The 14,455-nt window shown below is 48.4% G+C and carries 13 protein-coding genes; 12 read left to right on the top strand and 1 reads right to left on the bottom strand.

Going from position 1 to position 14,455, the window contains the following annotated elements; all coding sequences use genetic code 11:
• Positions 1 to 16 precede the first annotated feature (16 nt).
• Together ACFPYJ_RS30180 and ACFPYJ_RS30175 are read left to right on the top strand one after the other, a co-directional pair.
• The gene (locus tag ACFPYJ_RS30180) at positions 17 to 997 is read left to right on the top strand and encodes an Ldh family oxidoreductase (protein WP_379191963.1); all 981 of its coding nucleotides are present in this window, start codon (positions 17 to 19) and stop codon (positions 995 to 997) included.
• A gap of 60 nt (positions 998 to 1,057) precedes the next feature.
• On the top strand, positions 1,058 to 2,020 hold the full coding sequence (locus ACFPYJ_RS30175) for a hypothetical protein (protein WP_379191962.1): 963 nt from the start codon (positions 1,058 to 1,060) through the stop codon (positions 2,018 to 2,020).
• Positions 2,021 to 2,279: 259 nt separating this feature from the next.
• Here the strand turns inward: ACFPYJ_RS30175 and ACFPYJ_RS30170 are convergent, their stop codons facing one another.
• Entirely contained in the window at positions 2,280 to 3,320 is a 1,041-nt protein-coding gene (locus tag ACFPYJ_RS30170) for a LacI family DNA-binding transcriptional regulator (protein WP_379191961.1), read from the bottom strand.
• A 438-nt stretch (positions 3,321 to 3,758) separates the two neighbouring features.
• Between ACFPYJ_RS30170 and ACFPYJ_RS30165 the strand changes: the two genes are divergently transcribed.
• From ACFPYJ_RS30165 to ACFPYJ_RS30120, 10 genes are all read left to right on the top strand, one after another.
• A complete protein-coding gene (locus ACFPYJ_RS30165) occupies positions 3,759 to 5,096 on the top strand; it encodes an ABC transporter substrate-binding protein (RefSeq protein WP_379191960.1) in 1,338 nt (445 codons plus the stop codon).
• A 93-nt stretch (positions 5,097 to 5,189) separates the two neighbouring features.
• Entirely contained in the window at positions 5,190 to 6,083 is an 894-nt protein-coding gene (locus ACFPYJ_RS30160) for a carbohydrate ABC transporter permease (protein WP_379191959.1), read from the top strand.
• A gap of 21 nt (positions 6,084 to 6,104) precedes the next feature.
• Positions 6,105 to 7,007 (top strand): carbohydrate ABC transporter permease, encoded by a 903-nt coding sequence (locus ACFPYJ_RS30155; RefSeq protein ID WP_379191958.1) that lies wholly within the window; start codon positions 6,105 to 6,107, stop codon positions 7,005 to 7,007.
• A 39-nt stretch (positions 7,008 to 7,046) separates the two neighbouring features.
• Positions 7,047 to 8,069 (top strand): C45 family autoproteolytic acyltransferase/hydolase, encoded by a 1,023-nt coding sequence (locus ACFPYJ_RS30150; protein WP_379191957.1) that lies wholly within the window; start codon positions 7,047 to 7,049, stop codon positions 8,067 to 8,069.
• Between the two features lie 48 nt (positions 8,070 to 8,117).
• Positions 8,118 to 8,870 carry an amidohydrolase family protein gene (locus ACFPYJ_RS30145; protein ID WP_379191956.1) on the top strand — a complete coding sequence of 251 codons (753 nt, stop codon included), beginning with the start codon at positions 8,118 to 8,120 and terminating at the stop codon, positions 8,868 to 8,870.
• A gap of 2 nt (positions 8,871 to 8,872) precedes the next feature.
• Complete coding sequence (locus ACFPYJ_RS30140) at positions 8,873 to 9,619, top strand: amidohydrolase family protein (protein WP_379191955.1); 747 nt, start codon at positions 8,873 to 8,875, stop codon at positions 9,617 to 9,619.
• 91 nt (positions 9,620 to 9,710) lie between these two features.
• On the top strand, positions 9,711 to 10,448 hold the full coding sequence (locus ACFPYJ_RS30135; RefSeq protein WP_379191954.1) for a glucosamine-6-phosphate deaminase: 738 nt from the start codon (positions 9,711 to 9,713) through the stop codon (positions 10,446 to 10,448).
• Between the two features lie 19 nt (positions 10,449 to 10,467).
• Complete coding sequence (locus ACFPYJ_RS30130) at positions 10,468 to 11,607, top strand: NHL repeat-containing protein (RefSeq protein ID WP_379191953.1); 1,140 nt, start codon at positions 10,468 to 10,470, stop codon at positions 11,605 to 11,607.
• A 37-nt stretch (positions 11,608 to 11,644) separates the two neighbouring features.
• Positions 11,645 to 12,802 (top strand): N-acetylglucosamine-6-phosphate deacetylase, encoded by a 1,158-nt coding sequence (nagA, locus tag ACFPYJ_RS30125; RefSeq protein ID WP_379191952.1) that lies wholly within the window; start codon positions 11,645 to 11,647, stop codon positions 12,800 to 12,802.
• A gap of 65 nt (positions 12,803 to 12,867) precedes the next feature.
• Positions 12,868 to 14,373 (top strand): UxaA family hydrolase, encoded by a 1,506-nt coding sequence (locus ACFPYJ_RS30120; RefSeq protein WP_379191951.1) that lies wholly within the window; start codon positions 12,868 to 12,870, stop codon positions 14,371 to 14,373.
• Positions 14,374 to 14,455: the final 82 nt, after the last annotated feature.

The following is a 14,455-nucleotide window of genomic DNA, read 5'->3' as shown; positions in this document are numbered from 1 at the left end:
TGGAGGAATGGAGTCAATGAATATAGATCGCAGTGAATTTGTAAAAGTCGACAAGGACAAGATGAAAAGCTTTGTTAGTACTCTTGCACAAGAAGCCGGCATGCCTGAAGAAAAAGCGAAATTTCTGGCTGAGCTTTTAGTCAAAAATGACCTTAGGGGTATATTTAGTCATGGCTCCAAACAGATTGCCGCGTATGCCCGCATTATGCGTGACGGATTGATTAATCCGGATCCCCAGATAAATACGGCAAAAGAATCCTCTGCGACGATTATTATAGACGGAGATGGGGGCCTTGGATATTTCGCCGCTTACAGAGGAGCGGAGGAAATGATTGACCGATGCCGCAGCATCGGTATAGCAGCCGCTGTTACCCGCAATCACGGGCATATCGGCGCAGCGGGGATCTACTCCCGTATATTGGCCGAGAATGGCCTCATTGGTTATGTTACATCTGGTCATCAGCTGTCTCTTCGTCCTGAGGATTCCATCATGCGGGCAGCGGGAGGTTCTCCGATGTCATTTGCCGTACCCGGCGGAGAAGAGGTTCCGATGGTGCTTGACTTTGGCACAATGCATGACTTGTATGAAAGCTCTCCTCATGTATCGGAACTGTTTAAACTCGCTCCCGGACTTGTTTTTCGCAGCATGGGCCTCGGTTTTATGTGCCAAGCATTAGGTGGCTTTCTGGCGGGTGTTCCGGTAGAAGAAGAGAGAGCCAAACTCCGGTATCAAGGTGCGAATCAGGGTTCTTTGATCATTGCGCTGGATCCCGGCCGCTTCATAGACATTGGAGACTTAAAAAATGAAATGGATACTTACATGAAGTTAACAAGAGAAATGCAGCCTATGCCAGGGTATGAGAGGGCGAGTTTACCCGGAGTTCTGGAATCTGAGCGAGAGGCGGACTGGGGAATCTCAGGTATTCCTTTAGATGAGAATCATAAGGCTGTCCTATCCGATGCGGCCGCTGAATTTGGAGTGGAGCTGCCATTTTAGACTAACATTCATGGAACACCCTCTAGAAGGGGTAGAATATAAAAAGTGAGGAGAATGGAGATGTCGATACCTTTATTGTTCGGTCCATACGGAAGCGGTGAGCTGCCTGCCAACATTAAAGATTATGGCGTCAACGCCAGATGGTTTCACGGGTTTAATGAAGCAACTTTCGCAGCTTGCGAGGAGCAGAAATTGGAAGCCTGTGTGGAATTCCAAACCTTTCGCGCCGATTTCCAAAAGCATCCCAATCTAATACCTATCGGGATAGACCACAAACCGATTCGATACGGCCGGTTAGTTCAGGGGATATGTTTATCACAAAAGGACTATTTGACCCAAATCGAAGAGGAACTGCTGGCTGGTATGAAGCAATTTAAACCAAGAGGTATATGGCTCGACTACTTGACCTATGCAGGATGGTTCGAAACTTCTCAGCCAGATCTGCAGGAAAGCTGCTTTTGCCGGGACTGTATCGCCGATTTCTGCAATTTTGCAGCTGTTGACGCCACAGCTCCTGAAGAAATATTAGCAAGCTATTCGGAGGAATGGAAGAATTATAAATGTCGTAAAATTGCCGATTTAGCGCTTCATTATTCAAGACTGATCAAAGCTCGCATGCCTGAATGCATAGTCGGCGCTTATATGTGTCCATGGACGCCCGATGAATTCAATGGCGCTCTGACCCGAATATTTGCCCAGAATTATCAATGGTTAGCAGAAGCTATTGATGTGTATACCCCGCTTATTTACTGTTCGAAAAGCGGACGCAGCCGTGGCTGGGGACGGGAGTGGCTCGAGCAGTCGGCTGAATTTGTTCCAGACCATCGCAAGGTTCAGCTGATTTTGGATGGTTTGGATTACCCAGAGAGCCTGGAGGAAGCTGCGGCATCGGATGTACCATCATGGGGCATTCAGCTGTATGCAGGTGCCCCGCTGTTTCATGATCCGGACAAAGCGCTCGCGTTCAAGCATTCGGTTGAGGCGATCCGGAGTCATTGCAGGAATGAGGAGACCTCTTTTTGAACAATGTCGGCAGGGTAAACAGCCCGAAGCTTTCACAGGGATATTGCCCCTTTAAGACCAGATTGGCATAGGTTATTGAAAATTTAAAATAGCAAGATTGTAAAGAAAATAATCTTTCTTACAATCTTGCTATTTTTTCCTTCGAATTTCTCATGGAAAGCCGAATTTATTTTGTGGACAATACTTAAGATCAGCTTCTGTATTAGGCAAATCAGCGTCTCTTTCTGATCCTTTATTAGGTGGGTACTAAGCCTAAACGTTATTCTTCTCTTCCGGCGACGGAATTGCGTTCAATTAGTTGGGGCTGCAGCATGAAATTAAGATAAGGCTTCTTGTTCTCGATCAGCATTTCCATCAGCATGCTGCATGCCATTCGACCCATTTCATAATCAGGCTGCTTGATCGTCGTCAAAGCCGGTGTGATCATTTGTCCGAATTCAATGCCGTCAAATCCGATGACAGACATATCCTGAGGCACGGAAATCCCTTGCAAAGTCAATTCGTTAATAATGCCGAAGGCGGTCATATCATTGCAGGCAAAAATCGCCGTTGGCCGGTTGGGACGCTCGAGAAGTCTGCCCGTCAATCGTTTGCCGTTGTCAAATTCATAAATCCCGTCAACAAAAGCTTTTTCCCCTTCCGCTTCTGCTTCCTCCAACATGGGTTCCAATCCAAACTGTCCCATCGCGTCTAAATACCCTTGATAGATGCTTTCGCGGCTCGGACGATCCAGCGGAGAGGTGACATAGGCGATGTTCCGATGCCCCTTGCCAATCAGATAAGTTGTCGACATATAGCCGCCTTTGCGGAAATCAAATTCGATCCGGCATACTTCTTTCTCGTCGATTTCTTGATCCAAAGCAATCACGTTCAATCCTAAATCGATTAATTGTTTTAGAAGTTTGGCGTTTTTGGAGATGGATGAAATAATGAGGCCTTTAATCTGCTTTTCAAAAATGGTCTTCATGTATTGTTCCTCAAGTTTTGGATTCTGATGAGAATTGCATAGTAATACATTGTAGTTGTGACTGCGAGCGATTTCTTCGATTCCCAATATAACCGACGAATAAAAAGGATTGGTAATAGACGGGATGATAACGCCCAAAGTCATATTGGTATTGGTTTTTAATTGTTTTCCGAGGGAATTGGGAATATATTTCAGCTCTGAGGCGGTTTTTAAAATTTTTGCCCGCATGGCGGGACTAACCGGGTACTCGCTGTTGCTCAACACCCTGGAAACGGTTGCGGAAGATACGTTGGCTGTTTTGGCGATATCGTGAATCGTTATTGTTTTTTTCATTGAACAATCTCCATTTATGATTTATGATAATCATGATCAATTACTATACCTTTCTATTATATCAGTTAAATCGATTTTCTTAAACCCCACCGGATTCATCCCGAACAGGCAAACACTTCCATGTCATATTTCATTCCTCACTATAATCGAATGACGTCGAATAACAAGAGATTTTATCCAATAAAAAGAAATGACAGCGTTTTCCCATAATGTTACTGTTGACTGTTGTCGAAGATGTTAGTAATATGTAATTAAACATAACATAAGTTTAGAAGGGGTCGATGATCAAAAGAGATTTCCAAAGTGTTCGGCCAATCTGAAAGATTCGAAGATTGTACTGCAGAAGCAGTAATTTTTTCCTGGAAAAAGAAATCGATTACTGTAATTATTTCTACCGGTATGAGGATTTGAAAAATTCATAGAAAAGAGTGAAGGCGAATGTTAAAGAAATGGAATCTCATGCTGGCTTCGATTGTTGCTCTTTCCTTATTGCTGGCGGCTTGCTCCAGCTCCAACTCCAGCTCCAATGGTGCTGCATCGAACACTGGGACGGAGGAAGCCGGAGGGAAACCGGGAGGAACGGTCGAATATTGGTCGATGTTCAGTGAAGGGGAACCGCTGCAGCTCTGGCTGGCTGACGCTTTTAAACAATTTGAAACGGAAACGGGCATCAAGGTTAATCCGACATGGGCGGGAAGAGACGTCATCACGAAGCTGCGGAGTAATTTGTTGGCAGGCAAGGTTCCGGATCTGATCGAACAATCGAACTCGGAACTGACGGCCGGCCTTGTGTCCAATGAGCTTGCCGCTCCTTTGGATGACTATTTGGCAACGAGCGCCTACGATTCGGATCAAAAATGGATGGATACGTTCATTCCCAACGTGATGAAACAGATGCAATATACAGACTCCAAAACGTACGTTATCCCGCGGGATACCTATACGTCAGGCTTTTTCTACAGTGCAGCCCTGTTCAAGAAGCTTGGTCTCCAGCCTCCAACAACATGGGAAGAGTTCCTGAAGGTTTGCGAAGCGTTAAAGAAGCAGGGAATCGCTCCGATTGCCGCGGACGGAAATATTCAATTTTATAACTTCTGGTATTTCTCCTGGCTCGCGATGAGAGAGGTCGGACCGGACAAGCTCTACGCTGCTGCAGGCGATAAAACAGGCGAAGCGTGGAGAGATCCAGGATTCCTTGAAGCGGCCAAAAAGTTACGTTATTTAATCGATCAGGAGTACTTCGCCCAGGGCTATGAAGGCTCCGCTTACCCATCGGGTCAAGTAAATTGGGTGAACGGAAAAGCGGGGATGATTCTGAACGGCGCTTGGCTGCCTTCCGAATTGGCAAAACAAACGCCGGATGGATTTGATATGCAGATGTTCAAATTCCCGGATCTTGGAGCTTACGACGGCACAACCGCAGAGGTATGGGTTAACGGCTGGCTGCTGCTGAAGGACGCTAAAAATAAAGATGCCGCCGTTCAGCTTCTGAAATTTTTGACAAGTAAGCAGCAAATGGACAAAGTCGCTCAGCTCGGCACCCCGGTATCTACGCTGCAGTCAGTAACGCCGAAAGCTTTAACTGCACAGACGGAAATTTTCAACACCGCTTCGAAAGTGATTCCAAAATGGGGCGGATTGGAGAAAGATTTCGCTGAATTGAATAAAAGAGTATTATGGGCGGTTGACGACCAACTGTTCTTCGGCAAACTAACGCCAGAACAATTCATCGAACAAACGGTGAAACAGCAAAAAGCCTTTTACGCCAATAAATAAATCATGTAAGCGAATAAATGATTAAGTCAGCGGGATATTCTTGCAGCATCCCTATCCGTAAGAGCAAGGATAGGGACGTCATGGGGGGAAACTATGAGACAAATCGGCCGATCGAAGATGATTATTCCTTTTGTGGCGCCCGCGCTTCTTGTGTACGTCGTATTCTTTGTATTCCCGGCTATTCAAGCGCTTTGGGTCAGCTTTCACGAATGGTCAGGCTTTGTACCGAAAATGAAGTTTGTGGGACTCTCGAATTTCAAGGAATTGCTAAAGGACGACATGTTCCTGATGTCGCTTAAGAACACCTTAACGATCACTTTTATCGGCGGATTCTTTGTCGTCGGGCTGGCGCTGCTCTTTGCCGGCATGTTGAACCGAACCAATCTCAAAGGTTCAAAAGTGATCCGATCCATCATTTTTTATCCCAATGTGGTACCGGCCGTTGGGCTCGGCGTGCTTTGGGTGTTCATGTACAACAACGATTTCGGGTTGATTAATGGCATTCTGAAACTATTCGGTCTGTCGAGCTTCGCGCATGTTTGGCTGGATACCACGTGGGCATTCACATCTGTTCTCGTGGCGATGATTTGGGCGTATGTCGGGTTTTATCTTGTCATTTTGCAGGCCGGAATCAATAAAATTCCAAACACACTTTATGAAGCGGCCGAGGTGGAAGGTGCGGGTTATTGGACTGTATTTCGTACAATTACGATCCCGCTTATTTGGGACAGTTTGATGGTTGTGGTCGTCCTTTGGCTGATTAACTCGGTGAAAGCGTTCGATTTGATTTATGCGATGACGGAAGGGGGACCTTCCGGAACGACGCAGACCGTGAGCATCTATTTATATGACATGGCATTCGGCAAAAGGGTCGCCATTTTCCGTATGGGGTACGGGACGGCCATGGCTGTCTTCCTGCTGATCTTGGTTATCATCGGTACCTCTATTATACGAATGGTCTCACGAAGAGAAAAAATCGAATTTTGATAAAGACGGGGAGGCGAAAATGTGGCAAATGGCAAAATACAACGAACATCGTCTTCCGTGTTGTCCGCTCAGCCATTCTCATTGGGCCGCAAGTTGGTCAAACAGCTGGCTGAATTGCCGTATTACATCATATTAGGAGCCTGGTCGGTTTTCACGATATTTACCTTTATCTGGTTGATATATTCCTCCTTTAAAAACAATCAGGAGCTGTTCGCCAACGTTTGGAAATTGCCTGCCTCGCTGCATTGGCAAAATTATAATACGGCTTGGGTTTCGGCCCAAATGGGCACTTATTTTCTGAACAGCGTGTGGGTTGTGGGAGCTTCCATCGTATTGACGATCGCACTGTCCGCACCAGCCTCGTATGTATTGGCAAGGCGGACGTTTTTCGGAAATACGGGCATTGTTACCTTATTTATCATGGGAATGGCAATACCCCACCAGCTTCTCCTAGTCCCGATTTTCATCCTGCTGAATAATATGCACCTGATCAATACGCTTTCAGGACTCATTCTTGTCTACACGGCCGTTTCGCTGCCTTTTACCATTTTTCTGCTGATCGGCTTTTACAAAACGCTGCCGACCGAGTTGGAGGAATCGGCCGCAATTGACGGAGCGTCGGAGTTTGTAACTTTTATCAAGATCATGTTTCCACTCACGCTTCCGGGTATTATAACGGCTGCAATCCTGAATTTCATTACGCTCTGGAGTGAATACATGCTCGCGCTGGTCTTAATCAACGACAACGCGAAACGGACATTATCGCTCGGTGTTTACAATTTAAAAAATACAATGACTTTCACGTCGGATTGGGTGGGCATGTTTGCCGGGGTCGTCATCTTAATGATTCCTTCGGTCATCATTTTTGTGGCATTATCGGAGAAAATCACTTCCGGTATGACGGTCGGCGCGACGAAAGGATAACGGGCGAATATCGCCAAAATCATATGGAGGTTATCAGTCATGCTGCATATTTCATTATCCGGTACGCCCCGCGAGCGGGGATTGGTGCATGGGGAAAGCTACCGCAAGCAAATCCATGAGCTCTTGGAGCTGGCGAAATCGAAGTTTCTGCATAGCATAAAGCTTGATGAAGCGAACGTATTCTTAGATCGAATGTTCCTCTATACCAAGCTTCACGAGCCGGAGCTTGTCGAAGAGATGGAGAGCATCGGTAAAGCGGCATCCGTCGATTTGCAGGACATTTTTTTGCTGCATGCGGTTTCGGCCTTGTCTTCCTTTGGCCCGAACTGCACCAACATTACGGTTCAGGATTCCGCCGACGGGCCGTTGCTCGGTAAGACGAGCGATATCGGAGAGGATTATTCCTATTATATGCTTCAGCAGACGACGACACACGACGGTCAGCGGTTTATCGCGGCGGGTTGGGTCGGAACCGTGTGGATGGAAGTTGGAATGAACCATCACGGTTTTGTCGTCGGGCAATCGTCGGGACCCATCGCACCCGAACAGGACGGGTCCGGACTGCCCACGCTGCTGTGCCCGAGACCGCTATTGACCCGCTGCCGGAATGTCCCGGAAGCCATTGCTTATTTGCAGGACCGCAGGATGGCCGGGAGAGGATTGAACATGATGCTTCTTGACCGGGAGGGCAACAACGCTGTCGTTGAAAAATCGGGCTCGTATCAGTCGGTTCGTGCCGCCACCGACGAAATTCTGTTCTGCACGAATCATTTTCTTTCGCAGGAAATGAAGGATTTCAGGGGACTCGGAATGCCGGGGATTGAAGAAAACTCCCGGTCGCGATTTTCATATTTATTGAATACTGCATCTACCAAACCTGCGGTTTCTTTGAACCAACGGCAGCTCCAGGAGCTGCTCCGGAGCCATGAAGGACATATCTGTCAGCATGACGATCCGGATTTAACCACACATTACGCTTTTATCGCTGCCCCGCGGCAGCTGGAGTTTATGGTGACGGAAGGTAATCCTTGCGAGAACGAGTTTCTATCGTACCGATTATAAGTAAGAAAGCCTGCAGATCCGATTCTTATTCAGTTGGGAGATGTATAAATGAACGTATTTGCAGACGTGCATTGCACGATCGGTCAAGAGCAGGACGTCCCCTTTGACGTTGATGAATTACTAGGCATCATGGACCAATACCGTATCGAAAAGGCAGTCTTGTCGCCTTCTCATCAAGAGATGGTTGTTGAAAATCAGTCGGGAAACGATGCGATAATACGATATGTTAACGCCCGACCGGACCGTTTTCTAGGCTACGCTTCCGTAAACCCCTGGTATGGGAAAAAGGCAGAAGCTGAGCTGAGCAGGGCTCTTGATGCAGGATTGTCGGGCGTGAAATTTCACCCGGCGCTTCAAGGTTTTTTTCCGTTCGATTTACAGAAGCTCGATCCCCTGATGAAGATCGTGGAAGAGTACAGGGTACCGGTATACTTCCATACGGGAACTCCGATATTTTCGCAGCCGCTGCAGGTGGCTGAGCTCGCCTTGAATTATCCGAGCATCCCATTCATCATGGGAAGGATGGGGAATACCGATTTCTGGATCGATACGCCGCGAGCGTTCGCCATGGCGGATAATTTGTATGTTGATACTCCTTATACGATGCCAAGGAATATTGCCAGACTGGCCCAGATCGATATCAACAGAATTTTGTTCAGTGCCGACCTGCCTTATTCCCATGCTGGAATCGAGCTGAAGAAAATAGCGGATATCGGGTTGGAGCCGGAGGATCTTGCCAAAATCGGCAGTGAAAATTTCAACCGGATATTTGGCGGTAAAGCACGGAGCGGGGAGGGTTAGCAATGATCATCGATTTTCACACGCATCTTCTGGGCGGCGAACAGTTTGGCATCGGATTCAGAACCGGAAGCGATGCGCTGCAGGTTCTCGATCGGTACGCGATCGACAAAGCTGCCGTATTTACGGTAGACGGGTTTTGGGGAGATTATGCCGAAGGCAATTCTTATTTATACGAGCAGTCCAAGGCGTATCCGGACAGGCTGTTTCCGTTCGCTACGATCAACCCGCGCGACGGCCGACAAGGGCTGCTTGAGCTGAAGAGATGCCTGCTTGATTTGGGCATGCGCGGAATCAAATTTCATCCTTGGCTGCAGGGCTTCTCGCCGCTTGAACCGTTTATGGACGACATTGCCAAGCTGGCCATCGAATTTGACGTTCCGATTTTGTTTCACGACGGGACGCCGCCTTATACCAGTCCACTGCAAATCGCTCAGCTTGCGGCTAAATTTCCGGAGCTGAAAGTCGTATTGGGTCATGCCGGGCTGATGGATTTGTGGCCCGAAGCCATCGCTGCCGCGAATCGGTACAACAATATCATTCTTTGCTTTAGCGGCGGAACACCATATAAAATCTACGAAAAAATAGCCGGAATGGTAGACGAGGATCGGATCGTCTTCGGCACCGATGTGTTTGGCGACGATTATGTGATGGCCTACCAATTGGCGAAAATAAAACATCTTGCTATCGACGAAACGAAAAAACGAAAAATTTTAGGTGAAAACGCAAAACTGCTGCTCAAAATAGAGTAAGATTATAGTACGAAAAAAAGAAATCGATTACTATCGATTACTATCGATTGATACTGCATTTATAAATCCACAATTCTGGAGGGAAACGACGATGAAAGTAAAAATGATGGATAGTCCACAGGAACTCGGCCGGGAGGCCGCCAGACTTACGGCACAAGCGATCAATGAGGCGATTGCTGAACGGGGCGTTGCAAGAATCGTGCTATCGACCGGCGCATCGCAATTCGAAACATTAGATGAACTGCGGACTTTGGATGTCGACTGGTCGAAAGTGGAGATGTTTCACTTGGACGAATACGTCGGAATCACCGAGGCGCATTTGGCAAGCTTCCGCAAATATTTGAAGGAACGCTTTACAAGCAAGGTATCTTTGCAAAATGCATATTTTGTCGACGGTGAAGGCGAATACGAGGACAAAATGAAGCGGTTGTCTGAAGAGCTTCGCAAAGCGCCGATCGATATCGCACTTATCGGAATCGGGGAAAATGCGCATATCGCCTTCAATGATCCACCGGCGGATTTCGATAACCAACAACCCTACATCGTTGTAAACCTGGATGAATCGTGCAAGCGGCAGCAGGTACGGGAAGGATGGTTTCCGACGGTGAACGATGTGCCGGAATTTGCCATTTCCATGTCCGTGCATCAAATTATGCAAAGCAAGAAAATTATTTCCGCCGTTCCGCACGCGGTGAAAGCCCAGGCAATTAAGCAGACGCTGGAGAATGATATCAATCCGGATATCCCTGCAACGATCTTGAAGACTCACTCCGATTGGACGCTTGTCTTGGATCGTGAGTCTGCCGCCGGTGTAGAAGTAGCAAAATGAACATAGGGGGAAATCCGGCATGCTGAAATCCAAAGCTCACAAAATCGTCGATCATCAATTCAATAACTGGGAGAACGAGGTTGAAGGAAAATGGGTTTACGACGATTTCCTGCGTAACGAACATTATCGGCATGGGTGGATTTCTTTGACAAGCCTGTTAAGCGACGAACATAACAAGCGGATCTATGTCGGTCTCGGCTCCTTCGATACGAATCTGCTGTATGCATTCGACCGGGAAAGCGGAACTTTCCGCGATTTGAATTACAGGGCTGCCGCCGATCCGTTTGACGCGAAATTTCATTGTTCGTTGGAGATGGACAGCAGCGGGGATCTGTACGGTGCATTGGCACAATTTCATGACGTGGACAAACAGTTTGTCGCTAAAGGCGGGAGGCTGGTGAAGTATACCCCTTCCACTTCGACCTATGAGTTTTTGGGAACTCCGGTGGAGGGGGCTTACATTCAGTCCATAGCCTTAGACCGGAATAGACGCAGGATATACGGTTTTACGTTGTCACCTGAATATTTGTTCGAACATGATTTGACCACCGGAAAATCGCATATAGTGATGACGGTGGGCAATAGCTTTGAGCTTTGCCAAAGCCATAATCCTGTCATCGATGATAACGGATATGTTTGGGGCACATATGGAATCACCCGAGCATTCTGTTACGAGACGGGAATCGATTCCATCCGTTTGTTCAAGTATAACCCGGATGACGGCGTAGTCGATTTTCTGGATCACGGACTTCCGCGTATCGGTTCCAAAGACAAAGGGACGGTGGACCGCGCCATCAATATCGGAGACGGCTACTTGTATTTCGGCGGAGTGGCGGGTTCCTTCTCCCGCCTGGACCCGAGAACCGGTGAAACCAAAAGCTACGGAAAGCCTTGCCCGAACAAGCGACTTGCTGGGCTTTGCCTTGGAAAAGACGGAAATATTTACGGCGTGGGCGGCGACAACTATTACGTCACGGTGTTTCGTTTCGAACCACAATCGGAGCGCCTCGAAACCCTCGGAAGAATATTCGACGAGACGATTCAGGAAGGGCCCGTACGCATTCATACGGCTGTGATGACGGACGACGGCACCCTGTTCTGCGGCGAAAACGATAATAATTACCGCTCCAGCTATTTGTGGGAAGTCCAGATCTTGTGAAAATATTGCGGTTATCACGAGGAGGCCGAGGTGAATCATGATAGAGCGGGTTTTTAAGGCACGACATTGGCAAAACGGCAGGACGGTGAAGGTTGGCGTTGAAAACGGCCGAATCTCCGAAGTGGAGGCGGTGGACGAACCAGCTGATCTCTGGATTGCTCCCGGATTGATCGACGTGCAGTTGAACGGCATCGGCGGTCATGATTTGAACAACTATGAAGTGACGGTGGAGACGGTAAAAGAAATTGTAAAGCTGCTGCATCAAGGGGGAGTCACCCGTTTTTGTCCGACCATCGTTACCGGTCCGAAGGACCGGATGCTGCATTGCATTCGCACGATTGCAGACGCCTGCGCAAGCGATCCGATGGTGGATAACGCCGTAATCGGCATCCATGTGGAAGGTCCGTTCATTAGTGAAGAAGATGGGCCTCGGGGAGCCCATAACAAGGATTGGGTGCGGGACCCGGACGTGGAAGAATTCATGGGTTGGTTCCGTGCGGCGAACGCAAGGATATGCAAAGTAACGCTCGCTCCTGAAAAGTCCGGCGCCATTGCGTTTATCCGGTTGCTGAAGAGAATGGGCATCGTTGCCGCGATCGGACACTGCAGCGCAACCGAAGAGCAGATCAGTTCGGCTGTGGAAGCTGGGGCTTCAATGAGCACGCATTTGGGGAACGGGGCGCATCCCTATATCAAACGTCACCCGAATTATATTTGGGCGCAGTTGGCGGACGACCGACTATGGGCCGGATTGATCCCTGACGGTCACCATCTGCCTGCTTCCACGCTGAAAGTCATGATACGCGTCAAAGGTGACAAAGCCATTCTCACAAGCGACGCGGTTCATCTGGCGGGCCTTCCTCCGGGCAGGTATTCAACGGGTATTAATGACGATGTGATCCTGGAAGAAGACGGGCTTTTGCATTTGGCGCATACCCGCGATATTATGGCGGGGGCTGCCACGCCGCTGCATCTCGGAATACAGAGAGCGGTTCAGTCTGACGTTTGCTCTCTTGAAGAAGCGATACGGATGGCCACCCTTCATCCGTCCAGGCTTTTCGGACTGGACCGGCAGGGCGTAGGCAAGCTGGAAGTCGGTTCACCCGCTGACTTTATCTTATACGGATCCGATAATGACCGGATTTTTGATATCGTACAAACCGTTTCAAAAGGAACAGTTGTTTTTGAAGTCTAGTTCAAGCCCGGCTCAAGCTGTGCATGATGACCCGAAGTATCTCGAGGAAAGGAGGGAGAACCGCAATGAACGATGTGATCAGGCTGCATCCAAAGGATCATGTGGTTATCGCGTTAAGGGATATCAAGCAAGGCGAAACGATTCAAGTTGACGGTGAACCCGCCGGATCCGTTTTGCGGGCCGAATTGCTGGACGATGTGTCCAAAGGGCACAAAATTTTGGCAATCCCCGTCAACAAAGGGGAGGACGTTCTTAAATTCGGCTATTCAATCGGGAAGGCGAAGGAGGACATCCCCGCTGGAAGCTGGGTTCACACACATAACCTGGAAACGGGATTAAAGGGCATTTTGGATTACCGCTACGAGCCTTCCGGGCATGCGCCAGCCGCCGGCGAATCAGATCACGTGTTCCAAGGCTATGTCAGGGAGGACGGATCGGTAGGAATCCGTAATGAAATCTGGATCATCAATACGGTAGGATGCATCAACAAAACATGCGAATCGCTGGCCAGGCTGGGGACATCGGAGTATGAGGGACGGGTTGAGGGGATCTTCCATTTCCCTCATCCGTTCGGATGTTCTCAGCTAGGGGACGATCTGATGAATACGCAGAAGCTGTTATCCTCGCTTGTACGGCATCCGAATGCGGCAGGGGTGCTTGTCGTCGGGCTGGGCTGTGAAAACAACCAAATCGATTCCTTCAAGGAAGTTCTCGGGGATTTCAACCCCGAACGGGTCCTTTTTCTGAAATCGCAGGAAGTTGAAGATGAACTGGAAACGGGTCTGGAATTGATCGGACAGCTGGTTGAATATGCCGAAAAGTTCCGCCGTCAGCCGGTTCCGGTATCCAAGCTGAAGGTCGGACTCAAGTGCGGCGGATCGGACGGATTCTCCGGTATTACTGCAAATCCGCTTGTAGGTGCTTTCTCGGATTTGATCGTGGCCGAAGGAGGGACGACGATTTTGACGGAAGTTCCCGAAATGTTCGGCGCGGAAACGATCCTGATGAATCGAGCTGCTGATGAGCAGGTGTTTGACAAGATTGTCCATTTGATAAACGACTTCAAACAATATTTTATCCGGCATGATCAGGAAATTTACGAGAATCCTTCTCCAGGCAACAAAGCGGGGGGAATCAGTACGCTGGAGGAAAAATCGCTAGGTTGCACACAGAAAGGCGGACATGCTGTCGTTGTCGATGTGATCCCCTATGGAGAGCAGGTTTCCAGGAACGGACTGAATTTATTGCAGGCTCCCGGCAACGATCTGGTGTCGGTGACCGCGCTTGCCGCGGCGGGGGCACACCTTGTACTGTTTACGACTGGGAGAGGAACGCCATTCGGCGGGCCGGTGCCTACCGTGAAGATCTCCACCAATACTGAGCTTGCGGTACGCAAGAAGAATTGGATCGACTATAACGCAGGACAGTTGATTGAAGACAAAGGTATGGACGAATTGAAGCATGATTTTCTGATTCAGATGTTGGAGATTGCCTCGGGTGAAAAACAAACAAACAATGAACGTAACGGTTTCCGGGAAATCGCCATATTTAAAGACGGTGTTATTTTGTAATGGCTTTATGAAATGTAGAAACGTTATTGAGTTATTACCGATCGATAGTGCAATCGTGAGAATGAGCAGGATGAGCGGCCAT

Origin of the sequence: Paenibacillus solisilvae (genome assembly GCF_042656405.1) — a bacterium.
In the GTDB taxonomy this organism is placed as follows: Bacteria; Bacillota; Bacilli; order Paenibacillales; family Paenibacillaceae; genus Paenibacillus_Z; species Paenibacillus_Z solisilvae.
Note: the sequence above shows the minus strand (reverse complement) of the source record. Positions and strands in the feature narration are given on the sequence as shown.

Excerpts from the sequence above, each read along its gene's own strand:
- ACFPYJ_RS30175 (WP_379191962.1), top strand. The coding sequence starts at position 1,058 with ATGTCGATACCTTTATTGTTCGGTCCATACGGAAGCGGTGAGCTGCCT.
- ACFPYJ_RS30145 (WP_379191956.1), top strand. The coding sequence starts at position 8,118 with ATGAACGTATTTGCAGACGTGCATTGCACGATCGGTCAAGAGCAGGAC.
- ACFPYJ_RS30170 (WP_379191961.1), bottom strand. The coding sequence starts at position 3,320 with ATGAAAAAAACAATAACGATTCACGATATCGCCAAAACAGCCAACGTA.
- ACFPYJ_RS30130 (WP_379191953.1), top strand. The coding sequence starts at position 10,468 with ATGCTGAAATCCAAAGCTCACAAAATCGTCGATCATCAATTCAATAAC.
- ACFPYJ_RS30135 (WP_379191954.1), top strand. The coding sequence starts at position 9,711 with ATGAAAGTAAAAATGATGGATAGTCCACAGGAACTCGGCCGGGAGGCC.
- ACFPYJ_RS30140 (WP_379191955.1), top strand. The coding sequence starts at position 8,873 with ATGATCATCGATTTTCACACGCATCTTCTGGGCGGCGAACAGTTTGGC.
- ACFPYJ_RS30165 (WP_379191960.1), top strand. The coding sequence starts at position 3,759 with ATGTTAAAGAAATGGAATCTCATGCTGGCTTCGATTGTTGCTCTTTCC.
- ACFPYJ_RS30180 (WP_379191963.1), top strand. The coding sequence starts at position 17 with ATGAATATAGATCGCAGTGAATTTGTAAAAGTCGACAAGGACAAGATG.
- ACFPYJ_RS30120 (WP_379191951.1), top strand. The coding sequence starts at position 12,868 with ATGAACGATGTGATCAGGCTGCATCCAAAGGATCATGTGGTTATCGCG.
- ACFPYJ_RS30160 (WP_379191959.1), top strand. The coding sequence starts at position 5,190 with ATGAGACAAATCGGCCGATCGAAGATGATTATTCCTTTTGTGGCGCCC.
- ACFPYJ_RS30150 (WP_379191957.1), top strand. The coding sequence starts at position 7,047 with ATGCTGCATATTTCATTATCCGGTACGCCCCGCGAGCGGGGATTGGTG.
- nagA (WP_379191952.1), top strand. The coding sequence starts at position 11,645 with ATGATAGAGCGGGTTTTTAAGGCACGACATTGGCAAAACGGCAGGACG.